The organism is Bacillus sp. FSL E2-0195 (assembly GCF_038003645.1).
GTDB lineage: Bacteria > Bacillota > Bacilli > Bacillales > Bacillaceae_G > Bacillus_A > Bacillus_A mycoides.
On record NZ_JBBOPN010000001.1, the window covers coordinates 4,136,629 to 4,160,833 of the forward strand.

At 35.8% G+C, this 24,205-nt stretch carries 24 protein-coding genes, 1 tRNA gene and 2 riboswitches; of the genes, 8 read left to right on the forward strand and 17 right to left on the reverse strand.

Translation table 11 applies throughout. From position 1 onward, the window contains the following. Positions 1-55: 55 nt before the first annotated feature. Positions 56-165: riboswitch (SAM riboswitch) on the reverse strand. A gap of 202 nt (positions 166-367) precedes the next feature. Next, positions 368-481, forward strand: a riboswitch (SAM riboswitch). Positions 482-570: 89 nt separating this feature from the next. From metI to MHH59_RS21345, 4 genes are all read left to right on the forward strand, one after another. Next, positions 571-1,683, forward strand: a complete 1,113-nt coding sequence (metI, locus tag MHH59_RS21330) for a cystathionine gamma-synthase/O-acetylhomoserine thiolyase (RefSeq protein ID WP_340852290.1) — start codon at positions 571-573, stop codon at positions 1,681-1,683. After that, positions 1,680-2,843, forward strand: a complete 1,164-nt coding sequence (gene metC / locus MHH59_RS21335) for a cystathionine beta-lyase (RefSeq protein ID WP_002129107.1) — start codon at positions 1,680-1,682, stop codon at positions 2,841-2,843. The genes metI and metC overlap by 4 nt, the downstream gene beginning before the upstream one ends. 171 nt (positions 2,844-3,014) lie before the next feature. Further along, positions 3,015-3,521 (forward strand): cysteine hydrolase family protein, encoded by a 507-nt coding sequence (locus MHH59_RS21340; RefSeq protein WP_340852292.1) that lies wholly within the window; start codon positions 3,015-3,017, stop codon positions 3,519-3,521. Between the two features lie 437 nt (positions 3,522-3,958). Further along, entirely contained in the window at positions 3,959-4,249 is a 291-nt protein-coding gene (locus tag MHH59_RS21345; protein WP_000894375.1) for an ArsR/SmtB family transcription factor, read from the forward strand. A 146-nt stretch (positions 4,250-4,395) separates the two neighbouring features. Here MHH59_RS21345 and MHH59_RS21350 read toward each other — a convergent pair whose 3' ends face one another. Together MHH59_RS21350 and MHH59_RS21355 are read right to left on the reverse strand one after the other, a co-directional pair. After that, entirely contained in the window at positions 4,396-5,508 is a 1,113-nt protein-coding gene (locus tag MHH59_RS21350) for a class I SAM-dependent methyltransferase (RefSeq protein ID WP_002129109.1), read from the reverse strand. Between the two features lie 9 nt (positions 5,509-5,517). Continuing rightward, entirely contained in the window at positions 5,518-6,147 is a 630-nt protein-coding gene (locus MHH59_RS21355; protein WP_002129110.1) for an MBL fold metallo-hydrolase, read from the reverse strand. A 170-nt stretch (positions 6,148-6,317) separates the two neighbouring features. Here MHH59_RS21355 and MHH59_RS21360 point away from each other — a divergent pair, with 170 nt between their 5' ends. Then, positions 6,318-6,491, forward strand: coding sequence for a DUF2759 domain-containing protein (locus MHH59_RS21360; RefSeq protein ID WP_002015138.1), 174 nt, complete (start codon positions 6,318-6,320; stop codon positions 6,489-6,491). Between the two features lie 80 nt (positions 6,492-6,571). Here the strand turns inward: MHH59_RS21360 and glcK are convergent, their stop codons facing one another. The 14 genes from glcK to MHH59_RS21430 form a co-directional block, all read right to left on the reverse strand. After that, on the reverse strand, positions 6,572-7,555 hold the full coding sequence (gene glcK, locus MHH59_RS21365) for a glucokinase (RefSeq protein ID WP_002015139.1): 984 nt from the start codon (positions 7,553-7,555) through the stop codon (positions 6,572-6,574). Between the two features lie 19 nt (positions 7,556-7,574). Further along, complete coding sequence (locus MHH59_RS21370) at positions 7,575-7,775, reverse strand: YqgQ family protein (protein WP_002015140.1); 201 nt, start codon at positions 7,773-7,775, stop codon at positions 7,575-7,577. A gap of 104 nt (positions 7,776-7,879) precedes the next feature. Next, positions 7,880-8,458: a 5-formyltetrahydrofolate cyclo-ligase gene (locus MHH59_RS21375; protein WP_002015142.1), complete on the reverse strand. Its 579-nt coding sequence runs from the start codon at positions 8,456-8,458 to the stop codon at positions 7,880-7,882. A gap of 105 nt (positions 8,459-8,563) precedes the next feature. Then, positions 8,564-8,713 (reverse strand): 50S ribosomal protein L33, encoded by a 150-nt coding sequence (gene rpmG, locus MHH59_RS21380; RefSeq protein WP_001265616.1) that lies wholly within the window; start codon positions 8,711-8,713, stop codon positions 8,564-8,566. Between the two features lie 70 nt (positions 8,714-8,783). After that, entirely contained in the window at positions 8,784-11,138 is a 2,355-nt protein-coding gene (locus MHH59_RS21385) for a sugar phosphate nucleotidyltransferase (RefSeq protein WP_340852295.1), read from the reverse strand. A 345-nt stretch (positions 11,139-11,483) separates the two neighbouring features. Further along, on the reverse strand, positions 11,484-12,140 hold the full coding sequence (gene phoU / locus MHH59_RS21390) for a phosphate signaling complex protein PhoU (RefSeq protein ID WP_002015145.1): 657 nt from the start codon (positions 12,138-12,140) through the stop codon (positions 11,484-11,486). Between the two features lie 172 nt (positions 12,141-12,312). Beyond that, positions 12,313-13,128: a phosphate ABC transporter ATP-binding protein gene (gene pstB / locus MHH59_RS21395; protein ID WP_002088644.1), complete on the reverse strand. Its 816-nt coding sequence runs from the start codon at positions 13,126-13,128 to the stop codon at positions 12,313-12,315. A gap of 28 nt (positions 13,129-13,156) precedes the next feature. Next, positions 13,157-14,023, reverse strand: a complete 867-nt coding sequence (pstA, locus tag MHH59_RS21400) for a phosphate ABC transporter permease PstA (RefSeq protein ID WP_002167665.1) — start codon at positions 14,021-14,023, stop codon at positions 13,157-13,159. 1 nt (position 14,024) lies between these two features. Next, positions 14,025-14,975 carry a phosphate ABC transporter permease subunit PstC gene (gene pstC / locus MHH59_RS21405; protein ID WP_002167664.1) on the reverse strand — a complete coding sequence of 317 codons (951 nt, stop codon included), beginning with the start codon at positions 14,973-14,975 and terminating at the stop codon, positions 14,025-14,027. A 27-nt stretch (positions 14,976-15,002) separates the two neighbouring features. Then, positions 15,003-15,920, reverse strand: a complete 918-nt coding sequence (locus MHH59_RS21410) for a PstS family phosphate ABC transporter substrate-binding protein (protein ID WP_002190684.1) — start codon at positions 15,918-15,920, stop codon at positions 15,003-15,005. 522 nt (positions 15,921-16,442) lie between these two features. Continuing rightward, positions 16,443-18,578, reverse strand: coding sequence for a peptidoglycan D,D-transpeptidase FtsI family protein (locus MHH59_RS21415; RefSeq protein ID WP_002184953.1), 2,136 nt, complete (start codon positions 18,576-18,578; stop codon positions 16,443-16,445). Between the two features lie 109 nt (positions 18,579-18,687). After that, a complete protein-coding gene (locus MHH59_RS21420) occupies positions 18,688-19,965 on the reverse strand; it encodes an MFS transporter (protein ID WP_002015154.1) in 1,278 nt (425 codons plus the stop codon). A gap of 122 nt (positions 19,966-20,087) precedes the next feature. Further along, positions 20,088-20,699, reverse strand: coding sequence for a superoxide dismutase [Mn] (gene sodA, locus MHH59_RS21425; RefSeq protein ID WP_001052029.1), 612 nt, complete (start codon positions 20,697-20,699; stop codon positions 20,088-20,090). A gap of 220 nt (positions 20,700-20,919) precedes the next feature. Beyond that, positions 20,920-20,993: transfer RNA gene (locus tag MHH59_RS21430), tRNA-Ile, on the reverse strand. A 239-nt stretch (positions 20,994-21,232) separates the two neighbouring features. Between MHH59_RS21430 and MHH59_RS21435 the strand changes: the two genes are divergently transcribed. From MHH59_RS21435 to ispG, 3 genes are all read left to right on the forward strand, one after another. Further along, the gene (locus tag MHH59_RS21435; RefSeq protein WP_002129119.1) at positions 21,233-22,000 is read left to right on the forward strand and encodes a DUF1189 domain-containing protein; all 768 of its coding nucleotides are present in this window, start codon (positions 21,233-21,235) and stop codon (positions 21,998-22,000) included. A gap of 65 nt (positions 22,001-22,065) precedes the next feature. Further along, positions 22,066-22,431, forward strand: coding sequence for a hypothetical protein (locus MHH59_RS21440; protein ID WP_002129120.1), 366 nt, complete (start codon positions 22,066-22,068; stop codon positions 22,429-22,431). Positions 22,432-22,596: 165 nt separating this feature from the next. Beyond that, positions 22,597-23,706: a flavodoxin-dependent (E)-4-hydroxy-3-methylbut-2-enyl-diphosphate synthase gene (ispG, locus tag MHH59_RS21445; protein WP_129146754.1), complete on the forward strand. Its 1,110-nt coding sequence runs from the start codon at positions 22,597-22,599 to the stop codon at positions 23,704-23,706. An 84-nt stretch (positions 23,707-23,790) separates the two neighbouring features. On the opposite strand, the gene MHH59_RS21450 is transcribed toward ispG, so the two are convergent. Continuing rightward, entirely contained in the window at positions 23,791-24,204 is a 414-nt protein-coding gene (locus MHH59_RS21450; RefSeq protein ID WP_078177932.1) for a Fur family transcriptional regulator, read from the reverse strand. Position 24,205: the final 1 nt, after the last annotated feature.

The following is a 24,205-nucleotide window of genomic DNA, read 5'->3' on the forward strand; positions in this document are numbered from 1 at the left end:
CTATCAATATAAAAACCCCCTCTTCACTTTGAAGAGGGGGACATAATTGTTCCTCCTCTTATTATGCAAAACACACGTTTTGCAGGTTTTAGCACCGTTTCAAACATTTAGTTTGAAGGTTGCCGGGTTTCACAGGGCCTTTCCCTCCACCGCTCTCAATAAGAGTTTGTCTTTATTATTTTATTTATGTAGCTAAAAGGAAATACGTTCCCCTTTTAACAATGTTTGTTAATTTTTTATAAATTTAGCACGCACTAAAATAAAAGTCAATGACACTTGCGGAAAAATAAAAATTATTTAAAATAAAGTTGCAATTCAATTATCTTTTGTTGTAAAGTTAAAACCATAATAAAATTTCATACGAACATTCTTATCTAGAGAGGTAGAGGGACTGGCCCTTTGACGCCTCAGCAACCATTAACATTCATTCGTTAATAAGGTGCTAATTCCAGCAAATTGTGAAAGATTTGACAGATGAGAAGAAGACTCTATTCAATCCGAAAGCCTTCTTCTTAGAAGGCTTTTTTTATTTTCACTTAGTCGTTCACTTTAAAAAGGGGGAATTTTCACATGTCAACAATCGAAACAAAACTAGCACAAATTGGGAACCGTAGCGAAACTACAACAGGAACTGTTAATCCACCTGTTTATTTCTCAACTGCTTATCGTCACGAAGGAATTGGTAAATCTACTGGCTTTGACTATTCAAGAACTGGAAATCCGACTCGCGGTCTTTTAGAACAGGCAATTGCAGACTTAGAAAGCGGTGAGCAAGGGTATGCCTGTAGTTCAGGAATGGCGGCTGTTCTCCTTGTCCTTTCACTATTCCGTTCCGGAGATGAGCTTATCGTATCTGAAGACTTATACGGGGGAACATATCGTCTATTTTCCGAACATGAAGACAAGTGGAATATTCGATGTAGATACGTAGATACACAATCTATTAAACAAATTGAGCAAGCAATCACATCTCAAACGAAGGCTATTTTCATAGAAACATCGACTAATCCATTAATGCAAGTAACTGATATCGTAAGTGTAGCAAGTGTAGCGAAAAGGCACGGACTACTTCTTATTGTAGATAACACGTTCTATACACCTTATATACAGCAACCATTAACAGAAGGTGCGAACATCGTCCTTCATAGCGCAACTAAATATTTAGGCGGTCATAACGATGTACTAAGCGGACTTGTCGTTGCGAAAGGGAAATCTCTTTGCGAGGAGCTTGCTCATTATCATAATGCCTCTGGTGCTGTCTTAAGCCCGTTTGATTCATGGCTATTAATTCGAGGCATGAAGACTTTAGCACTTCGCATGAAACAGCATGAAGAAAACGCTCATGCAATTGTTGCTTATTTAAATGATGAAGATGGTGTGACAGATGTATTTTATCCAGGAAGAGGTGGTATGATTTCATTTCGCCTTCAAGATGAAACTTGGATTAATCCTTTCTTACAATCTTTATCCTTAATTACATTTGCTGAAAGTCTTGGCGGTGTCGAAAGTTTAATGACTTATCCAGCAACGCAAACTCATGCCGACATTCCAGAAGATGTTCGAACAGCACGTGGTGTTTGTAATCGTCTTCTCCGTTTTTCAGTCGGCATCGAAAATAGCAACGACTTAATTCAAGACTTAAAGCAAGCAATTAAACTTGTAAAAGAAGGTGTAAGAATATGAGTTATTCCATAGATACGCTTTTACTGCATAATCAATACAAGCATGACTCACACACAGGAGCTGTTAACGTTCCCATCTATAACACATCAACATTCCATCAGTTTGATGTAGATGCTTTTGGAAAGTATGACTATAGTAGATCTGGAAATCCAACACGTGAAGCTCTTGAAGATATCATTGCTTTATTAGAAGGCGGGACAAAAGGATTTGCCTTTGCATCAGGCATTGCAGCCATTTCTACTGCATTTCTCCTTCTTTCACAAGGTGACCATGTTCTTATTTCAGAAGATGTATATGGAGGCACTTACCGAATTATAACTGAAGTTCTCTCTCGTTACGGTGTTTCACATACATTTGTTGATATGACCAATTTAGAGGCAATAAAACAAAATATCAAACCGAATACGAAGCTCTTTTATGTAGAAACACCATCTAACCCACTTTTAAAAGTGACAGATATTCGCGAGGTTTCTAAACTCGCAAAATCTATTGGTGCTCTTACATTTGTTGATAATACATTTTTGACACCACTATTCCAGAAGCCACTTGACCTTGGCGCCGATGTCGTTCTTCATAGTGCCACAAAATTCATTGCCGGTCATAGTGATGTTACTGCCGGATTAGCAGTTGTAAAAGATGCCGAACTCGCTCAAAAACTTGGATTTTTACAAAATGCATTCGGCGCTATTTTAGGACCGCAAGATTGTTCTCTCGTGCTTCGCGGCATTAAAACATTGCATGTACGTCTCGAACATTCAGCTGCAGGTGCCAACAAAATCGCACATTATTTACAAGAGCACTCTAAAGTTCAAAATGTCTATTACCCTGGATTACAATCACATCTTGGCTATAGTATTCAACAAACTCAAGCAACATCAGCTGGGGCTGTTTTATCTTTCACCTTACAATCCGAAGATGCACTGCGCCAATTTTTATCAAAAGTTAAACTACCCGTTTTTGCGGTTAGTCTAGGAGCTGTTGAATCTATTCTTTCATATCCAGCAAAAATGTCACATGCAGCTTTATCACAGGAAGCACGTGATGAAAGAGGGATTTCCAATTCATTACTTCGTTTATCGGTTGGTCTTGAAAATGTTAACGATTTAATATCCGATTTCGAAAATGCTCTTTCTTATGTCGAAGAACCTATTAATGCATAGAGAGAAAAGAAGATATGAAATCAAGTTTTTATATCTTCTTTTTATGCTGTCTAGCATATTCATTTTAATGTTTCTCTTTCTGTTATAGTCCATAAAAAAATAAAAATGCATTATCTATTTCCAAGTAATGGATTAATTGATATATTAAGAAATAAAAAAGGGGTAAAAATAATGGATACTTGTGCAGATATTTTAATCGTTATCGATTTACAAAATGGGGTATGTTATAGCGAAGAGCATTTATTCGATTTACAAAATTTACTTACAAAAGTAAATAAAAGAATTTCTTCATACAGAAAATCAAATAAACCAATCATTTTTGTTCAACATTGTGATGATGATTTGGTACCCGAAAAAGAACTTTGGGCTATTCATACCGATCTAGATGTTCAAGAACAAGATTTTTTTGTAAGAAAAACACATGCAAATTCATTTTATAAAACGAACTTAAAAGAGATTTTAGACCAATTATCTGTACATCATATTGAATTTTGTGGTGCCCAAACAGAGTACTGTATGGATGCTACGATTAAATTTGCCCATGGACTAGGATACAAAAACTTCATGGTACAGAAAACAACCTCTACATTAAATAATCCATTTATGTCCGCAAAAGAGACAATTAATTTTTATGAGAATATATGGAATCACAGATTTTTAAAATTGATACAAGATTAACTCTAGAATAAATGACTAATGGTTTGATCATTCTAAGATTTATCAGCTACACTCAAATATTTCATTATCACCATTATAAAGAAGCTGATTATAATCAACTTCTTTTAACCTGTTTTATATTCTATATATAACATTATAATTCCTTTGTCATATTATTTTAAAAATTTTGTATATTCATTTGAAAGAATAAGAAAATCATGATAAAATTGTGTTACGAATATATCTATATCTTTCAATTTTTGAAACGCATCAAAATTTTCACCCAAAAATGTCATTTTACAAAACTGTGCTAATTTATCTATTTTATTTACATCAGGGTCTCTTTTCTTACAATTTCTTTACTTTAGGACTCTTTTTCTGCAACAACTATTTTCTTTTCTTTAAATTTTTGGTATGTATAGTATGGTATAACAGCTCACACGGAGGTGGAAAAGAACATGTTAGAAACCTTTCAAAAAGAAATAGAACTATATGAAAGCAATGCAGAATTATTGAAAGTGCTTGCTCATCCTGTTCGCTTATGTATTGTAAAAGGATTAATTGAACGTGGCCCAAGCAATGTTTCTACAATGTACACAGGCTTAAACATGCCACAATCTACAATTTCACAGCATTTAGCAAAGTTAAAAAGTGCTAAAATCGTTTCTAGTGAAAGAAAAGGATTAGAAATTTACTACAAAGTAGAAAATGAAACAATTATTCAACTCGTTCGCGTATTATTAGGTTAGGGACTAATAGACGGAGAAAAAGAACGTATTCTATATTTTTCATCTCATATCTTTAATATAAATATATATCATGAGAGGAAATATATAATACTACATAAGTCGTATTAAAAAACAAGACACAGAATTATACTGTGTCTTGTTTTTTTTCATATTGTTAAATATTGATTCAAATGTAAATTCTTCATATCTTTCGTATGTATAACAACATCAAAAGCACTTCCTAAGCCTCCGTTCAAAATCATAGAACGAACTGCTCGATTTCGTTTTTGAGTTTCAGAAAATGGATTCGTATCTTGATGACTCGTAAGCTGTTCTAATATTCCTGCCGCTAACAAAAATTCAGATTGCTTCTTATGCCATACTGCACCCATTCCTTGGAGGCTAAAAATCTCCTTCAGCTCATCCCAATGAATATGAGTCGTAAGATCCATTTCACCTGGATGCTCTAGAGGATTCCGTATTAGCTCATGCTGATAGTATCCTCGTAAACTTCCTTCTTGATGTGCAGGATGCATCCATTCTTCTTTTGTATATCCATAATCAACTGTAATACATATACCTTTCTGAAACCATTTCGTAATCTCTTCTATATACTCTTCCATTGCAATAGGCACTTCAAAGCGCTGTCCCTCCGCAATATGAATGTTATATTTCAATAAGTAACGACCGATTCTTTTCTCAATCGGTCTAAATATTTCTGTAAGGTTCCCCTCATCTGTATACGTGATACGTACTTCATACAAAATTCCATTTCTTTTCTCAACTATTTCAACAGGAAACGAATCAAATAATTCATTCGAAAAAATAATTCCTTCGAAAGACTCTCCCATTTCAATATAAGATGTATAATAGGATACATTATCAACTGAGCAAAGCCTCTCCTGCTGCAATCTTCTATGAAAAGGGCTCACTTCAATAATTGAATAGTTTAAATTGATAAAGGTTTCCGGAGATAATTGTTTCCATTCTTGTAAAACATCATAGGCAAACTTTCCTGTTCCCCCACCAATCTCACAAATATTTGGAGAAACTTCTCCCTTTTCAACAAGCCGAATAAAAAACTTAGCAAAAGTCTTCGCAAATACAGAGGATACATTGCTACTCGTAAAAAAATCTCCCCGTCTGCCAATTTTTTCACGTTCTCTCATATAATACCCATGTCCCTCTGCATATAATGCGAGGTTCATATACGTACTATATGAAATCGAATGATCCTTTTCTTTTTCCATCCATTCTCTTAAAATGAGCTCCATCCCCATAATGACTCCTTATTGTAAAAATGGATTATTTTCTTTTTCAAATCCAATACTTGTTTCTGGACCGTGTCCACATAGCACTGCTGTTTCATCTGGTAATACAAATAGCTTCTCTTCAATACTTCCAATTAATTCAGCAAAGCTTCCGCCAGGCAAATCTGTTCTTCCGATGCTCATTTGGAATAATACATCACCAGAAAATACAGCATTCGCTGCTTTACTGTAATAAGAAATACTTCCTGGAGAATGTCCTGGTGTCTCAAAAATTTCAAAACTAAAAGAACCAATCGTTAATGTACCCTCTGCATCGATAATATGATCTGCTGGTTTCGCTGTAATACTGCGGTTCATCATAAAAATTTGCGAGCCATTCACAGTTGCATCTCCTAACCAATCCGCTTCTTCTTTGTGTACGTATACCGGAATATGAAAAGCGTCTCTCACGGCATCAACAGCACCAATATGATCAAAGTGAGCATGTGTTAATAAAACCGCAAGTGGCTTTAACTGCGCTTCCTGTAAATATGTAACAAGTTTCTCTCCTTCATGACCAGGATCAAAAATAATACACTCATTTTGATCATTCGTTAAAATATAAGCATTTGTTTGTAATGGGCCTAAAGGCATTTGTATCCATTTCATATGAAAATCTCCTCCAGTTATTTAATTTACTTTTAATGATACAACATTTCTTTCTCTTAGGAAAAGAAGGCGTGTTATCTCGACAATCATTTTTAAAACATGTACAATATAAAAGAGTAAATATTCTAAAAACTCATTCTAAGGAATGAGTAGACAGAGGAGGATATTGTATGGGCCTTGTTATTATTTTTACGCTAGTCACTCTGTTAGCTGTATTTGCTACGCTTAGAACACTTCGCGAAAAAAACTTATTCGCGGGCGGCTTCGCTATTGCAACCGTACTTGTTTTCGGATGGTTTACAATCATGACTGTTCTATATAATGGGTACCCACCAACAGCTTAATCCATTTACATTTTTATTCTCCAACAAGATCTTGCATAAAAAGAGGAAGGGGGCCCCTTCCTCTTTTCATTATTCACAACTTATATCATCTTCGCCTCGTATTTGTGCTTTTTTACAAGCCACGCTCCTCCAATTACACCTGCATCATTACCAAGTATTGCAATTGCTAACTTTGTGCTCTTTACAGCACGAGAGAAAGCATATTGCTCGAAATAACGTTGAATTGGCTCTAATAGTGCGTCTCCAGCTTTAGATACGCCACCACCAATTACGATTTTCTCTGGGTTCAACGTACTAGCAAGGTTCGCTACAGCTAATCCTAAATAAGAAGCTACTTTTTCCACTACTTCACCTGCTAGTTCGTCACCTTGTCCAAGCGCTTCAAACACATCTTTTGATGTAATAAGCCCTTCTTCTGCTAACATAGAACGTAAAACACTTTCTTTAGCTGTCTCTTGTATTTGTTGCATAGCAACACGCACAATACCTGTTGCAGAGGCTACCGTTTCTAAACAACCCGACTTCCCGCAATTACATGGAAAAGCGTTCTCTGTAACAACCGTAATATGTCCAATCTCACCAGCAGCACCGCTTATACCATGTACAATCTCACCATTGGCGATAACACCACCACCAACACCAGTGCCAAGTGTCATACAAATTAAATCTTTTGCTCCTTCACCGGCACCTTTCCACATTTCACCAAGCGCCGCTAAGTTTGCATCATTATCAATAACAACAGGTAATCCCGTTTCTACTTCTAGTAAATCTTTTAACGGATAGTTTTTCCATCCTAAATTAACCGCTTCATAAATCATTCCAGATGCCACATGTACAGGACCAGGAGCTCCCATACCAATACCAATTAGCTTACTTTTTAATTCACCTAATTCTTCTAACTTTTTATCAATAGCTTTCGCTACATCAAGTGTAATATGTTTTCCTTGTTCATTTGTATTCGTAGGGATTTCCCACTTATGTAAAATTTCACCGTACACATTAATAAATGCTAATTTAATCGTTGTACCACCAAGGTCAACACCAACTAACCATTTCTCTTCCATGTTACGTACCTACCTTTATCTATTTCTTATTTATCTCTTTTTGAATTTCTTGCTTCAACAAAAATAAAGCTGTTTGATAGTCTTGTGGATCGATTAGCTGTGATTGATTTAATTCACGCAATTCATCTTGCATTAATTGTAAATCAGCGATTCGATCACCCGTATAAATAATCGTGCCAAATTTCTTTAGCAATTGCTGAATATCATAAATGGATATCATTTCATCACCCTTTATGCTCACTTACTATAAAAAAATTATAATAAGAAAACGTTCACATATTTTATTATAATCAAGAAGAAAAAGTCTCGTCAATTTTTATTTGTCTATACAAGCCCATTTATAACCATTGTTCCTTTTTCTGTAATAATTTTTTCTACATTTTTATCAAATGGCTCTACCGGAATATGTTTTACAATTTGAAAATCATAAGCTAATGATAGCGTTTTCCCTTTATAGTGCACGAGATAACGATCATAGTAGCCACCGCCATATCCAATCCGTTCTCCTCGGCGTGTATAAGCTACTCCTGGCACGATAAGAAGATCAATTTCACACGCATTCACTTCTTCCGTAAGTGCTGGAATCGGTTCACGTAAATTCATATATACTGTTTCTAATTGATTTAAATTACTAATTTGTCGAAAAGACATCGTTCTTGTCCCTTTATTACACTTCGGAACAACAATTTTCTTTCCTTCTTCCCAAGCTTTTTCGATAATCGGATATGTATTCACTTCATGCTCCATCGAGAGAGTGATTCCAATTGTTTTAGCTTCAACCCACTCTTTTTGTCCATACACCGAAACTGCAATTTGTTCCGATAAAGTTGTATACTGTTCTTCAGATAAAGAATTCATGTGTTCTATTATTTGTTTGCGTAAACGTATTTTCTCTTCTTTCACACACTTTTCCCCCTTGCAGTGACACTTTACTCTACGAAGATAGTGTATCACTTTTACGTAGGAATCGCATAAAAAAAAGAAACAGTAGGAAAATATTCCCACTGCTTACTTTGTTTCACGGTGTAACGTAGACTTCTTGTCACGCTTGCAATACTTTTTAAGCTCGATACGCTCAGCGTTGTTACGTTTATTTTTCTTTGAGATATAGTTACGATCTCCGCATTCTGTACATGCTAGAGTAATATTCACACGCATTCTTATTTCCCTCCAGTCACTAATAACTTAAATCAGACTATACTATAATACCACTTTTAAAATAAAAATTCTACACCTTTTGATATTGTCTAATTTTTTCTATAAGATTTTTCATATTTTCCCTTGCTATTACTGGGTTTCTAGCATGTGAATACACCAAAATTTTTGGTTGTTTTGTATCAGAAACGATATAAGACCACTCTTTTTCGGTATATTTGAACTGTATCCCTTCAAATATACCTTCTTCTTTTCTTTCCATATCGGCCAATAATTTCCTCATTACTTTCCCTTTTTCCTTCCATGAACATACAACTTCATCATAAAGTAGATACAGTGGCGGTGATTGCTCTGCTATGCTAAGTAATGTTTTTCCTTGCAACGCTATTAATTCGAATAATTTTCCAATTCGATATAAAATATCTCGTTTCCATCTTAATTGAAAAGAGTTTTTTTCGTTATGCATATAAAAGAGGAGATAACATTCCCCTAATTTCAAAGACATTGGGTAAACATTATCTGCTGATTCGAGTAATAAATCTGGAATATCTACTTCTTCAAAATCAGTTCCTTGGTAAATATTACTGTGAGTGTCATATAATTCGAAGCGATTTCCGTATTCAGAAAACATAAGCGCCATATTTGCTTTACTCGATTTCATCAGAGCTTTCACATGATCTTTTTGTTCACTCGCGTAAATCCATGTAACTGTGCATCCAAGCCTTTGTAGAAAGATCATAAGTAAATGTTGTAACATATCATTTCTCTTATTAATAAGAAGATGAAACTTCTGTTTTTGTATCGTTTTAATATCAATACGCTCTAACACAGCTTCTACATAATTATTTACAGAAACGTGAACTAGCTTATTTCGCCCCATTTCTTTCTCAGAAGCGTAATAAAACGACTCAGACATATATACTTGTTCTATCGCTTTTTGCTGCTTATACGTTAAAAACGAGCCCTCCTTGCCATACAGTTGTATAACAATTCCTCTTTCGCTTTCCACTTGAACGAAAACTCCACCTGCACATTGCAAATTATGAATGGCATACTGAAAAAGCGATTCATTCATTTCTTTACATTCCATCGTATGAATCCCGCTGCCATGAATGGCATGGAGGAATAAATTTTTAAAGGAAGTTGTTTCTATATTTTCCTGACTTCCAATCAATATACTCTCTCCTTTAGCAAAAAGAGATCCATAAGCCATTGCAACTTTCACAATAAATTGAGGAGTAATTTCAACATTACCCCTTCCTACAATCCGGCTTTTTTGTAACCATCCTGCACTCTTTTCACTCTCTTTAACACCGGCAGAACCTACTATCGAATGACTATCTATCTCCTTATATGGCCATATTTTTCCTTTTTGCTTAATTACTGTACTTTTCCCTATATGACAATGATCCGCTACAATACTTTTTTGAAAAAGTGTAACATCATCTTCGACCATTGTATGATCTCCTATTGTTGTTTCTAACAACTCACAATTTTTCCCTATATGAGAGTTTGCAAAAATGATGCTTTTTTGAAGATGAGAATAACTTGAAACGATACTATTTTTCCCGATAATAGAGTACGGTTCAATTACAGCCCCTGCACCAATCATTGCTCCTCCCCCAATAAAAGAAGGACCATGAATTTTCGTCCCTTTTCCTATCGTTACACCTTCTCCCATCCACACCATTGGTAATACTTCTGTATATGGAATAGGCACCTTCAATTTTTTCGTCAACAAATCGAATTGAGCTTGCCGATATTGATCAAATGTACCAATATCTAGCCAATAGTCTTCTGATAAATATGCAAATAAAGCATTTTTATTTGCCAATAACGGAAACACATCATGACTGAAATCCGAAAATTCCATGGATGGTATGTAAGAAAAGATTTCTGGCTCCATTATATAAATACCTGTATTCACAATATTAGAAACTACCTCATTCCAGCTCGGCTTTTCTATATATCGTATAATTTCTTGTTCTTTATTCATTACAACTAACCCAAATGAAAGTGGGTTTTCTACTTCTTTCACAAACATCGTTACCATTCTCTTCTTCTGTTCATGAAATGCAATTCCTTCTGATAATTGAAAGTCAGTTAGTGCATCCCCACTAATAACAACAAATGTTTCATCTAAAAAACTTTCCGCTTGCTTAATACTCCCTGCTGTTCCAAGCGGAGGAGAATCTTCAAAATAATACAAGTTAACTCCCCACTTACTACCATCACCAAAGTATTGCTTAATGGCAGTACTCATATATTGAACTGTAATTGCAATTTCACGAATACCATGCTGACGTAATAATTCAATATTATATTCAAGAACTGGTTTTTCTAACAATGGTAACATCGGTTTTGGAGTATTACATGTTAATGGTCTAAGGCGTCTCCCTTTTCCTCCAGCTAAAATAACCCCCTTCATATACTTCAGCCTCCACTTATATAATGTTCAAGAACTCCGTATATCATTTACCCCACATTAACTGCAGTAAAAGTCCGGTTTGATATGCTCTAACAATCAGCGAGAGACAGCCCCACTAATTAAAGCCTCACTTTATAAATAAATGTACCTTTTAACTCCCGTCAAAAAGAAAGCGCTTACCATTAACTTGGTAAAATAATTAATAAGACGTAACTAACATATATGTACTTATTTTCCCATTAATTATGATACATCTTATCATCATAGACTAAAGGAAACAACGAGCTTTTTTTGTCATGTTTTGACTAAAAAAAGCAGGTGATTTCTCATCACCTACTTTTCCCCCTACTCATTCAATAAATAATGCTTTCCTTTTACTACATAAAATACATTCTCGGCAATATTTGTAACATGGTCTGCTACACGCTCAATATATCTTGCAACAAAGGATAGTTGTGTAATTTGTGTAATCGCTTCTGGTTGTCCAGGGATAGATGAAATAAATTCACGAATCGCCTTCCCATAAATTTCATCAACTGAATCATCCATTTCAGCAATTTGTTTAGCAAAAGTTAAATTTTCTTGCTCATATGCTTCTAATGCTAAATTTAACATCTTATGAGCAATCTCAAACATTTCCTCAAGATTATGCAAACTAACAACCACTTCTTTTTCACCAAGACGAATTGTTGATTTCGCAATATTAACAGCATGGTCTGCAATACGTTCTAAATCTGTCGCTGTTTTAATTGAAATGAAAATTCTTCTTAAATCACTTGCTACAGGCTGCTGCTTTGTAATAAGCATAAGCGCAAGGTCATTTATTTCCTCTTCTAAATTATCCATGCGATAATCCCCATCAATGACTTCTAACGCTTTCTCTACATCCCTGTTGTGAAGACCTTCCATAGCAATCAATAAAGCTCCACTTGCTAACTCACCAAGCTCGATCACCTTTTGCTGTAACGTTTTTAAATCACATTGAAACTGTTCTCTTACCATTGTTTCTTCCCCCTCAATATTATGTGCCCTTTTATATAAATCCCCTCCCCAGCCTCTTGTATGTTTATTAAGCCTTGAGAAAAGAGAAATATTACTCCCCTATTTAAAATGAGGTGAAAATGAGAAATGCCCTCTGTTAAGAGGGCATTTACTCTTAGCCTTGCTAGCGATATCAACCAAATCGTCCTGTAATGTAGTCTTCTGTACGCTTATCTGCAGGTGTTGTAAATAATTTGTTCGTATCTGTATATTCCACAACTTCTCCACTTAAGAAGAAAGCAGTTTTATCTGAAATTCGTGCTGCTTGTTGCATGTTGTGCGTTACGATAACAATACTAAAATCTTTCTTTAACTCCTGAATTAATTCTTCTACTTTTGATGTTGAAATTGGATCTAGCGCCGATGTTGGCTCATCCATTAAAATTACGTCTGGCTCAATCGCTAAGCAGCGTGCAATGCATAGACGTTGTTGCTGACCACCAGATAAACCGTATGCATTATCATGCAAACGATCTTTTAACTCATCCCAAATAGCTGCGCCGCGCAAGCTATTTTCAACAATTTCATCAAGTGTTTTTTTGTCACGAACACCATGGATTTTCGGACCATATGCTACATTTTCATAAATAGATTTTGGGAATGGATTTGGCTTTTGGAACACCATACCCACATGCGTACGTAATTCTTCAACCGGATATGATTTATCAAATATGTTTCGTTCTCTATATTCGATAACGCCCGTAGTTCGAACGATAGGCACTAACTCTACCATACGATTTAGCGTTTTTAAGTATGTTGATTTCCCACAACCACTCGGACCGATAATCGCTGTTACTTCATTCTCATGAATACTTAAGTTGATATCTTTTAAAGCATGGTCTTCTCCGTACCATAAATTTAAATTTTTCGTATCAAATACTATTTTTTTTGGTGCTGTCTCAATCTTTTTCTCATTTTTCACCTGTACATTTACTACTGTTGCTACCATTTGAATTCCCCTTTCATCCACTTCCAACTTATTTTCGATTTCGTAACCATAAGACAAATATATTTATAAAGAGCAACAATCCTAGCAAAACAATCATCCCAGCTGCTGCTACATACTGAAATTCTTCTTGTGGTCTACTCATCCAATTAAAAATTTGAATTGGTAAAACCGTAAATCTATCAAACATACTGAACGGAACATAATTTGCAAAGGCAAGGGCCCCAATAACTAATAATGGTGCTGCCTCACCAATTGCTCTCGATACCGCTAACGTACATCCCGTTACAATCCCTGGCAAAGCGACTGGCAATACAATTCGATACATCGTTTGCCATTTCGTAGCACCTAATCCGTAAGAAGCCTCTAGTAATGAGCTCGGCACAGTTCTAATCGCTTCTTGACTAGCTACAACAACAGTTGGTAAGACGAGTAAACTCATCGTCAGTGCCGCTGCCATTATGCTCTCTCCCAAATGGAGAGCGTATACGAAAATAGTTAACCCGAGTAAACCAAACACAACGGAAGGTACCCCTGCTAATGTTTGATTATTTAATTCAATTAACTTTTTAAAAACGGACTCCTTCGCATAATGCTCTAAATAAAGAGCTGTTCCGACTCCAAATATAAAAGAGACTGGTATAACAATGCTCATAAATAGTATTGTCCCTGACAAAGCAGCGACAATCCCAGCTTCTCTCGGATTACGTGAGGCGAAGTTTGTAAAGAAATCTATTGAAAGATAACTTATACCTTTTTCAAAAATTTGAAAAAGCAATATAAAAAGTATTACTACTGAAAACAAAATTGCTATATAAAACAAACACTTGTAAATCCGATCCTTTAAAAAACGAGATGCCATATTTTCTTGTATGTTCTTATGGTTTAACATTCGCATATTATGTCACCCTCCTAAAACGGCGCATAATATATTGCGAAATGATATTCATAATAAAAGTAAACATAAATAACGTTGCACCTACAGCATACATGCTGTAATAAGTAATCGTTCCGTGCGGAGCATCACCTAAACTCACTTGTACAATATAGGCTGTTAATGTTTGAATAGAATGAGTCGGATCTATCGATACATTAGGTGTTGATCCAGCTGCAATAACAACAATCATCGTTTCACCAATTGCCCTGGAAGCTGCTAATATAATCGCTGCCATTATGCCCGTAAAAGCCGATGGAAACACCACTTGTTTTACCATCTCAAAACGAGTTGCTCCTAGCGCTAATGAGGCTTCTTTAATTCCTTTCGCTACAGCTCTCATCGCATCTTCAGAGAGAGACGCAATCGTCGGTATCATCATAAACCCTATAACAATACCTGGACTAATAGCATTAAAAAACTGCAAATCTGGTATAACCCGTTGTAAAAGTGGTGTGACAACTGTTAACGCGAAAAAACCATATACAATTGTCGGGATGCCTGCTAGTAGCTCTAACAACGGTTTTAATATTTTCCGAGCGCCATTCGAAGCGTATTCGCTTAAAAACACGGCACAACCTAAACCAATAGGAATTGCTACGAACATGGCAATTGCTGTTACAAGGATTGTTCCACATATAAGTGGTAATATACCGAATTTTGGATCTTCAAAAAAAGGTAACCATTCCTTCTCTGTCAAAAAAGAATACAATGATATCTTTTGAAAAAACATGATTGTTTCATTTGCCAACGTAATAATAATTCCAAGTGTCGTTACAATGGACACGCTAGCAATGGCTTTTAGTATTAACGGAACAATTCGATTGATTCGCTGCGTTTTTTTTCTTCTATTTGTATTTCTCTCAATCAAATGTTGTACAGAAAATGTAATTTGACTTTTGTCATTATGAGCCAAAGATGAAAACCCCTTTCCACCCTGACATTACCTTTTTATTTCTGTTAACATTCGCAGCTGTTCATTATATTTTTCTTTTGGTAATTTTACATATCCGACCTCTTCAGCAAGGCTTCCAACATGCTTAATCATAAACTCAACATAATTTGCTACATTAATTTTATTTCTGATAGATGCATGATTCACATACGTAAATAGCGGCCTAGATAATGGCTTATACGTACCCGACTGAATGGTCTCTTTCGTTGGAAATACACCATCCACCTGTATTGCTTTTACCTTATCTCGATTGGCCATATAATAAGCATATCCTACAAAAGCAATGGCATTTTTATCATTCATTACCCCTTGCATAATAACTTGATCGTCTTCAGACAAAGAAACCGTTTTTACAAGGCGATTATTTTGTAAGACAACATTTTGGAAATAATCATAAGTACCAGAGTCTACGCCTGGCGCATAAAATTTAACTTGTTCACGAGGCCATGATGAATGAATTTGTGACCATCGTTTCAATCTTCCATTTTCACTCCATAATAGACGTAACTCGTCTATCGTCATATTGTTTACCCACGTATTTTGACGATTCACAACAATCGTTAGACCGTCATAAGCAACCTCAAATGGTGTAAATTGAATGAATTTTTTCTGCATTGCATTTTCTTCTACCGGTTTCATCAATCTCGAAGCATTGTTTATATCTACTTCTCCTTTACTGAAACGATTAAATCCTCCCCCTGTCCCAGAAATACTAATAGAAATTTTCACGTTTGGATGGGCCTTTGTATATTCCTCTGCTACTGCCTCTATAATGGGGAAAACCGTTGAGGATCCATCAACTCTCACTTCTCCCATTTCATTTGTAGCGAATGCAGTAGACATATTAAAACAAAGGAAACATGTCGATAATGTCAAAACTTTAATCGATGCGCTCATCCATTTCACGTGTTCTTCCTCCTAGAAGTAACCGGAAATAACAGGATTACAGATATAAGAATACTGCTAAACTATTAATTCGGTTTTAATTATTTGTAAAAGTTTTGTAAAGTCCCACAAAAACAACTGTATACACAAACTTTATTTTCACTTTTGTACTTTAGATGCAGGAAATTTTCTAATCATCCATAAAGCGAAACTTTAATCAGTGGGGGTTTTGTTCATCCCCCCACTGATTATTAGCCCTCACCAATCGGGCGTTTACGGGCAGCAGGGCTCCCACCTAACTTCTTTGCTCCAGCTGAATTTTGAGGTGGGAGTTTTACCGCCCTCAAACGCGGGATAAAACTGCTATCGCCTATCACACAAGACAAACTTAGAGCGTATGCACTAATCTTGTTGTGTTCATCGTTTTTGAAACTACATGTTTTTTCAATATTTTATGCTTGTCCACATTTACTAAACCATATGCGTAAGGCATAAAAAAAAGCACACTATCTTTTCAGATAGTGTGCTTTTTTTACAACTTTTTTATTCATCATCTTGATTTTTATTTTTTTTCTCTTTTTCATCTTTTGGAGCTTCACCAGTTATTGCTTGTTGTTTTAACTCAAAATAAGCATCCATAATTTCACGACCAATATATCCGTTAATTCCTGTTTTATCATCATGTACCCATGGTACAACAACAGAAAATGCTACTTCTGGATCTTCAAGTGGCGCATAACCTACTAATGTTAAATTATATGTTTCACGACGCTCACCTTTTGCATTTCTACCAATCTCTTTATCTCCGCCATATACAGTTTGAGCTGTACCTGTTTTCCCAGCTGCTTTATATGGTGCGCCTGCAAAGTATTTTGTAGCTGTACCACCTGTATCGTTATACACTTGTCTAAATCCTTCTTGTACACGTTTAATTTGCGATTCAGGCATATCAATGCGATTTAATACTTTCGGTTCCATTGATTGAACAACTTTTCCAACTTCCTCTGGCTTCGCCGATGGCTGACGTATTTCCTTTACAACTTGCGGTTGCATACGATATCCACCATTCGCAATCGTCGAAATATATTGTGCTAATTGAAGTGGTGTATACGTATCATACTGTCCAATTGATAAATCTAATAAGAAACCTGGTATCTGATCTGTTCTACCTCTTTGTCCAGCCGTTTCATTCGGTAAATCAATGCCAGTTTTTACACCAAGTCCAAATTGACCGAAATAGTAACGCATAGTATCATATGATTTTTGTGGTATATCTAACGTACCGCCTCGCACATATGGAACCCCAGCGATATTCATCGCTGTTTTAAACATATAAACGTTTGAAGACATTTTTAACGCTGTCAGGTCATTAATGTATCCCATCGTTTTCCATGATGATTTTGTTTGTGTACCTTTTAATTTAATTGGTTCATCTAACTGTACAGATCCAGGTTGAATCGCGCCAGTTTGATATCCCGTAAGTACTGTCGCACCTTTTACAGTTGAACCCATCGGATACGAACTCGTCATCGTTCCTAATGCAAAATCTTCTACTTTCGTTTCGCCGTCTTTATCCACTAATTGTTTCCCCGCCATAGATAAAACTTCACCATTTTTCGGGTTCATCATTACAACGAATGCACGGTCTAAAAGAGGTTCGCTCCCTTTAAATCTCATTAAGTTTTTCGTAAGAATTTCTTCTACGCGCTTTTGTAATTCCATATCGATTGTTAAATTCAGGTCGTTACCTCGTTGTCCTTGTGACACATTAATAGTTTCTAAAATATTACCATCTTTATCTGTAACATTTCTAACTTCAGCTTTTGTGCCGTGTAAACTATCTTCGTACTGTTGCTCAAGGTAACTTTTTCCTACGCGATCATTACGATTATAATCACGAACAAGATAGTAATCTAATCTTTCTCTCGGTAACCCTTCATCAGAAGAAGTTACACCACCAAGTACACTTCGGAACATATCATCATACTTATATTTTCGTTCCCAGTCGACATTTGTATCTACACCTGGCAATTTTGCCAAATTTTCACTAATAATCGCGTATTCTTCTTCTGTTGCACCTTTTTTAACGATTTGCGGCGTCATTGCATATCCGCTTTCCATCTTACTTTTGATCGCCAATATTTCTAAATCTTTTGCTGACAATTGATTAATCTCTTCTTCTGTTACACGATTTCGTTGACGTTCATCTAGTTCTTTATCTTCAATTTTATTCGCTTTAAAATCTTCACGATCTTTTTTTGTGATTTTTGCTTCTGCTTCTTCTTTATGTAAAGCAAGCCAATAATCTTTCTTATCGCGATCTGTTAACTTATCTGTTGGGACTTCAATTAAATCTGCTAACTTTTTCGCCGTTTCTAAGCGATCTGCTGCAGTTGATCCCTTCATTTTTGTAAATGTAATTGTACGAATAGGCTCATTATCTACGACCGCTTCTCCATTACGATCAAATATTTTCCCGCGTGGTACAGGATTGCTTATCGTTGAATTTTCTTTTTTCTCAACTTCATTTTTATATTCCTCACCACGAACAATTTGTACGTATCCAAGCCTTACAATAACCGCGGAGAACATTAAAAACACGCAAAAAAACAACACGTTTAACCGAAAGGGAACGTGGTTTTTTTTCTTTGTCTGGTTCTTTTTCTGCTTCTTGCTCATACAAACCCCCTCTACCAACAGCTATGTAATGTGAAAGGGACACCTTCATACAGGTGCCCTCACTGCTGTCTTACATCTTTTTCTATTCTAGCATAAAACACGCGATAAGTTAACCTTCTGGTTCAGTTTGATTCTGTGTGCTCCCTTGCGCTACAACACTGGTTTTGTTCACATTCCCCTCATCATATTTGACATTTTTAACTGCAAAATAAATAAGGAAATGTCCAGCTCCTAAAATACATAGTAAGAAAGGTAAACTTTTTTCAGGCGGAAAAAATATGACAGCACATAAAAAACTTAAAATGGAACAAATTCTTCCAGCATTTAACCATAATTCCCTGACCACTATATATTCTACACGCCATTCTCTCGCCTGTTTTGCTCTACCAATTACATCGTATGTCATGGAGCCGTACGGAACGAGTAAAATAGGATATGCAACCGCAATACATGCTGCATAAATAAGTAATTTCGTATATGTAACATTAAAAATAACTAAAAATACAACCGCGTATAAAATAATACCGCCAAGTAAAATTGCTTTTTTTCGCCATTCTTTCTTTAACATACGAGCAACTAAATAATAGCATACAAATGATACTGCAGAATTCACTAAACTATATTTCCCTAGTGCTAACTCGCTACCAGATGCTAAATAGACATATACCGAAATAACGAAAATAAACGTTCCCTCTCTCAAACCTTGGAAGAAATGAGCGCGCGTAATTCTTCCCCAGTTTTCATCAACTTGCCGCTCTTTCAATACTTGCACAATTTCATAGCGTCCTTCACATTCCCTCTTCGATAAAAAAAAGCTTAGAACGACTGCAACCGCAAATAGCATTAACGAGAGGAAGAAAACGACAGTATAACCACTCCATTTTTCCATACGTGAAATTGTATATCCTGCTGCTATCGGTCCAATCATTCCAGAGAACGATGTAAGAAGTCCTAGAAAACCGTTAAAAAAATCTCTTGTTTCTGGTTCTGTAATCTCAAATGTTAACAAGTTAAAAGCGAGCCAATAAAAACCGTAACCAACTCCTAAAAGGGCTCCCATTAATAAAATATAGTGAGATGCACTTTTTCCCGCTACTAAAACGACGATAAAAAAAACAGCTAACGTGCCTACACCGATTCTCAATAAAATCGAGCGATCAATACGTTTCGCTAATTTCCCGCCCACAAGAAATGTTAGAGGCTGCAATACAACGCTGGCCAAATTATACAAGCCCAGATTCACATAATTTTGTGTTTGCTTCCATAAATAAATGTTTACAAACGTATTCGATAAAGAAATTGCGAGCGTGTATAAACCTCCTATAACGAGCAATAATACTAAATCCCGATTCACTTCAACATCACCGATTACATGTTTCCACTTCATACACAACTCTCCTTTACTTCATATTCTAGTCTTCCAAAGACAAGCTCAATTATGTAAAAGGAGAACATAGAAAAAAGCTAGGAGAAAACCCCCTAGCTTTTTTCTAGCTGTATTAACTTTAATTATTTTGCTTCTTGGTAAAGTTTTTCAGCAACGTTCCAATCTACAACGTTCCAGAATGCACCGATGTAGTCAGGACGACGGTTTTGGTAATTTAAGTAGTAAGCATGCTCCCAAACATCTAAACCGATAACTGGAGTTTTACCTTCAGTTAGAGGAGAATCTTGGTTTGGAGTGCTTGTTACTTCTAACTCACCATTGTTTACTACTAACCAAGCCCAACCAGAACCGAAGCGAGTTGCGCCAGCTTTTGCGAATTCTGCTTTGAATGCATCGAAGCTACCGAATTTCGCTTCAATCGCAGTTGCAAGTTCGCCTACTGGTTGTCCCCCGCCGTTTGGAGATAGGATTGTCCAGAAGAATGTATGGTTAGCATGTCCGCCACCATTGTTACGTACTGCTGTACGGATTGCTTCAGGTACTTCGTTTAAGTTTGCAACTAATTCTTCAACGCTTTTGTCAGCTAATTCTGCATGACCTTCTAAAGCAGCGTTTAAGTTTGTAATATACGTGTTGTGATGTTTTGTATGATGGATGTTCATTGTTTCTTTATCAAAGTGAGGTTCTAAAGCATCATACGCATAAGGTAAATTTGGTAATTCGTGTTTTGCCATTGTTATATTCCTCCCGGTTTATGTATTGTCACTTAAGTGACATACAACTTCATTCTACCCTAATTGCCATAGGGTGCAAACAAATAAATCGCTTTGTCTTGCTATCATTAAAGTAGCAAAATTCCCACTTCTTTTCAATTAAAATGCTCATATTTTCCGAAAAAAAGCTTCCTTCTACAAGGAAGCTTCCTGCTGACATAATAAACATATGAAATGGATATGGACCCTGTAGGACTCGAACCTACGACCGGACGGTTATGAGCCGTCTGCTCTAACCAACTGAGCTAAGGGTCCACGATTATGTATGTACCATTAAAAATAACTAAATTCCAATCGGATATATCGTTTGAAAAATGTAAGATAAATTTACCATATACGAAAGAAAAGTGTCAATTGTATTTTTCTCTACTAAAAGAAGTAAATTAATAAGAAGGAATTCAGTCCTCTCTACTATATGTAAATATAATATATCTTGAGCTTCTCTAGATTCGTACGTTACAATGATTTTATACATACATAAAGGAAGTGAATCTATGTCCATTTTTAAACAGCTAGCAAAAAGCGTATATTCGCCTAAAGATATGGCGCTTTTCCGTTTTCAAAAAATCGGTAAAACCATTTTGTATATTATGCTTCTTTGCCTAATCACTACTATTCCAAGAACTTTCTTGTACGGTAGCGTTATTCAAGATGGTGTTAACATGGTAAATAAAGTAATCGAAAAAGATTTACCTGATTTTAAAATTGAAAATGGCGAGCTAACAGCTGATATTGATCAACCTATCGAAAAAGAAGATGGAAATGCCCTTTTCGTATTTGATCCAAATTCAACAGACTTAGAAAAATATCAAAATAAAACAGGTTTATTTGTTTTAAAAGATAAAGTAGTCTCCATGGGGAATGGTCAAACACAAACATACTCCTATAATGACTTATTAGGCGCATCTCTTGAGAAAAAAGATTTACAAGATTTCATTTCGTTATTTGACAGTATTTATCCAATCTTATTATTCGTTATTGGGTTCTTACTGTACTTGTTCCAATTATTTATTACCTTTGTAGGAGTTACATTGCTTGCCTTCATCGGTTCTGCGATGAGCGGTCAACGCAAATTATCTTATAAACAAGTTTGGACATTAACTGCTTACAGCTACACAATTCCAACAATCTTCTTTATGATTATGGATTTATGCAAAATAAACGTACCTGGCGCAACATTCATTTACATTGCAGTTGTTTTAATCGTTCTATACTTAACAATTAAAGAAGTTCCAAAGCCGAAAGAAAAACAAGAACTATAAAAAAATGCCTAAATAGGCATTTTTTTTTTGGACAAGCATATATTCCTAGCAAAGGAGTGAAGGATATGAAGAGATTAGGTGTACTCTTATTCGTGCTTGTCCTCGGTTATATATTTTATTACGACATAAAAATCGGTACTTTACCGATGTTAAGTTCATACAAAAAAACATCTGCTGCCCAAACGATAAAAAAAGAAAATACAGATACAAAACAAAATAAAGAGAAAGAAACAGAAAAAGAAACGGATACAGCTTATAAAGCAATCGAAGTAAAAACTGGCGATACAGTTCTTTCTATTACAGAAGCGATTAATAAGAAAAAAATTCCTTCTATTGAAAAAGTAATTGATGATTTTAAGCAATTAAATAAAAATACATCTGCTACAAAAATCCAAGTTGGAAAGTCTTATAAATTCCCCTTATATCAATAAGCAATCACTTAATCCTTGTCAATTACATAAAGGCGCTGATACAATAGTAAAAGTGAAACCGAGTACTTTGGTTTCTATAGCCCTTTCTCACACATACTAGCATTGATGTAAGGGACTAAAATAAGAAACTTCTTTTATAAGGAGAGCGATCAATTCGTGAATGAAATGACTCAACGCACAAAAACACGTCCAGTTAAAGTCGGTAATTTAACAATTGGCGGTAACAATGAATTAATTATACAAAGTATGACGACAACAAAAACGCATGATGTTGAGGCTACAGTTGCTGAAATTAAACGTTTAGAAGAAGCTGGCTGTCAAGTTGTTCGTGTTGCTGTTCCAGACGAACGCGCAGCAAATGCTATTGCTGATATTAAAAAACAAATCAACATTCCACTTGTTGCTGATATTCATTTTGATTACCGCCTTGCTTTAAAAGCAATCGAAGGCGGCATTGATAAAGTACGTATCAATCCAGGTAACATTGGACGTCGCCATAAAGTAGAAGCTGTTGTAAATGCAGCGAAAGAGCGTGGCATTCCAATCCGTATCGGTGTAAATGCCGGCTCATTAGAACGTCATATTTTAGAAAAGTATGGATATCCAACTGCTGATGGTATGGTCGAGAGCGCACTGCACCATATTAAAATTTTAGAGGACTTAGATTTCCACGATATTATCGTATCAATGAAAGCCTCTGATGTTAACTTAGCAATTGAAGCATACGAAAAAGCTGCTCGCGCTTTTGATTATCCATTACATTTAGGTATTACAGAATCAGGAACATTGTTTGCTGGGACTGTAAAAAGCGCCGCCGGTCTTGGAGCAATTTTAAGTAAAGGCATCGGAAATACACTTCGTATCTCTTTAAGCGCTGATCCAGTTGAAGAAGTAAAAGTTGCACGTGAACTATTAAAATCATTCGGTCTTGCATCTAATGCCGCAACACTTATTTCTTGTCCAACTTGTGGTCGTATTGAAATCGACCTAATTAGCATTGCTAATGAAGTCGAAGAATACATCTCCACACTTAAAGTTCCAATTAAGGTTGCAGTACTCGGCTGTGCCGTAAACGGTCCTGGTGAAGCTCGTGAAGCTGACATCGGTATTGCCGGTGCACGCGGAGAAGGTTTATTATTCCGTAAAGGGCAAGTCGTTCGTAAAGTACCAGAAGAAACAATGGTAGAAGAACTGAAAAAAGAAATTGATGTAATCGCTGCTGAAATGGCTGCCGAACGAGAAAAAGAAAAACAAAAAGAAAAACAAGAACAATAAAAAGAAGGTTGCCACAATTTTTGTGAGCAACCTTTTTTTACATTCAAATTAAAAACTCGTCAGTTATATAACTGACGAGCCCTCTCATTTTGCACATTTTGGGCAACGACCATATATTTCAAACTTATGCCCCGTTACCTCATAACCTTTAAAATCTTTATTCATAAAATCCATCGGGCAGGAATTAATCTCTTTTGTACCACCACAATCTAAACAAATGAAATGATGATGATGTTCCATAATGGAGCATGTAAAACGGAAATGCTTTTCACCATTTAATTCCGTTTTCTCTAAAACACCGACTTCAGCAAAAACCGTTAAGTTACGATAAATCGTATCAAAACTAAGTCCTGGATAATCACCCTTCATATGCTCTAAAACATCTTTCGCAGTTAAATAACGATTATGAGCTGCGAATAATCTCAGCATTTCTTCCCTTTTCCCTGTATGTTTGTATCCCTTTTCCTTCATTAGGCGTAAAGCTTCTGTTAGATTCATA

Bases quoted from the DNA above. Each gene is read 5' to 3' on its own strand.
- MHH59_RS21440 (WP_002129120.1), top strand. From the start codon at position 22,066: ATGAAGAGATTAGGTGTACTCTTATTCGTGCTTGTCCTCGGTTATATA.
- metC (WP_002129107.1), top strand. From the start codon at position 1,680: ATGAGTTATTCCATAGATACGCTTTTACTGCATAATCAATACAAGCAT.
- MHH59_RS21345 (WP_000894375.1), top strand. From the start codon at position 3,959: ATGTTAGAAACCTTTCAAAAAGAAATAGAACTATATGAAAGCAATGCA.
- rpmG (WP_001265616.1), bottom strand. From the start codon at position 8,713: ATGCGTGTGAATATTACTCTAGCATGTACAGAATGCGGAGATCGTAAC.
- pstB (WP_002088644.1), bottom strand. From the start codon at position 13,128: ATGGTAGCAACAGTAGTAAATGTACAGGTGAAAAATGAGAAAAAGATT.
- ispG (WP_129146754.1), top strand. From the start codon at position 22,597: ATGACTCAACGCACAAAAACACGTCCAGTTAAAGTCGGTAATTTAACA.
- MHH59_RS21355 (WP_002129110.1), bottom strand. From the start codon at position 6,147: ATGAAATGGATACAAATGCCTTTAGGCCCATTACAAACAAATGCTTAT.
- MHH59_RS21350 (WP_002129109.1), bottom strand. From the start codon at position 5,508: ATGGGGATGGAGCTCATTTTAAGAGAATGGATGGAAAAAGAAAAGGAT.
- MHH59_RS21450 (WP_078177932.1), bottom strand. From the start codon at position 24,204: ATGAATCTAACAGAAGCTTTACGCCTAATGAAGGAAAAGGGATACAAA.
- MHH59_RS21340 (WP_340852292.1), top strand. From the start codon at position 3,015: ATGGATACTTGTGCAGATATTTTAATCGTTATCGATTTACAAAATGGG.
- sodA (WP_001052029.1), bottom strand. From the start codon at position 20,699: ATGGCAAAACACGAATTACCAAATTTACCTTATGCGTATGATGCTTTA.
- phoU (WP_002015145.1), bottom strand. From the start codon at position 12,140: ATGGTAAGAGAACAGTTTCAATGTGATTTAAAAACGTTACAGCAAAAG.
- MHH59_RS21360 (WP_002015138.1), top strand. From the start codon at position 6,318: ATGGGCCTTGTTATTATTTTTACGCTAGTCACTCTGTTAGCTGTATTT.
- glcK (WP_002015139.1), bottom strand. From the start codon at position 7,555: ATGGAAGAGAAATGGTTAGTTGGTGTTGACCTTGGTGGTACAACGATT.
- MHH59_RS21420 (WP_002015154.1), bottom strand. From the start codon at position 19,965: ATGAAGTGGAAACATGTAATCGGTGATGTTGAAGTGAATCGGGATTTA.
- MHH59_RS21435 (WP_002129119.1), top strand. From the start codon at position 21,233: ATGTCCATTTTTAAACAGCTAGCAAAAAGCGTATATTCGCCTAAAGAT.
- MHH59_RS21370 (WP_002015140.1), bottom strand. From the start codon at position 7,775: ATGATATCCATTTATGATATTCAGCAATTGCTAAAGAAATTTGGCACG.
- MHH59_RS21385 (WP_340852295.1), bottom strand. From the start codon at position 11,138: ATGAAGGGGGTTATTTTAGCTGGAGGAAAAGGGAGACGCCTTAGACCA.
- MHH59_RS21415 (WP_002184953.1), bottom strand. From the start codon at position 18,578: ATGAGCAAGAAGCAGAAAAAGAACCAGACAAAGAAAAAAAACCACGTT.
- metI (WP_340852290.1), top strand. From the start codon at position 571: ATGTCAACAATCGAAACAAAACTAGCACAAATTGGGAACCGTAGCGAA.
- pstA (WP_002167665.1), bottom strand. From the start codon at position 14,023: ATGCGAATGTTAAACCATAAGAACATACAAGAAAATATGGCATCTCGT.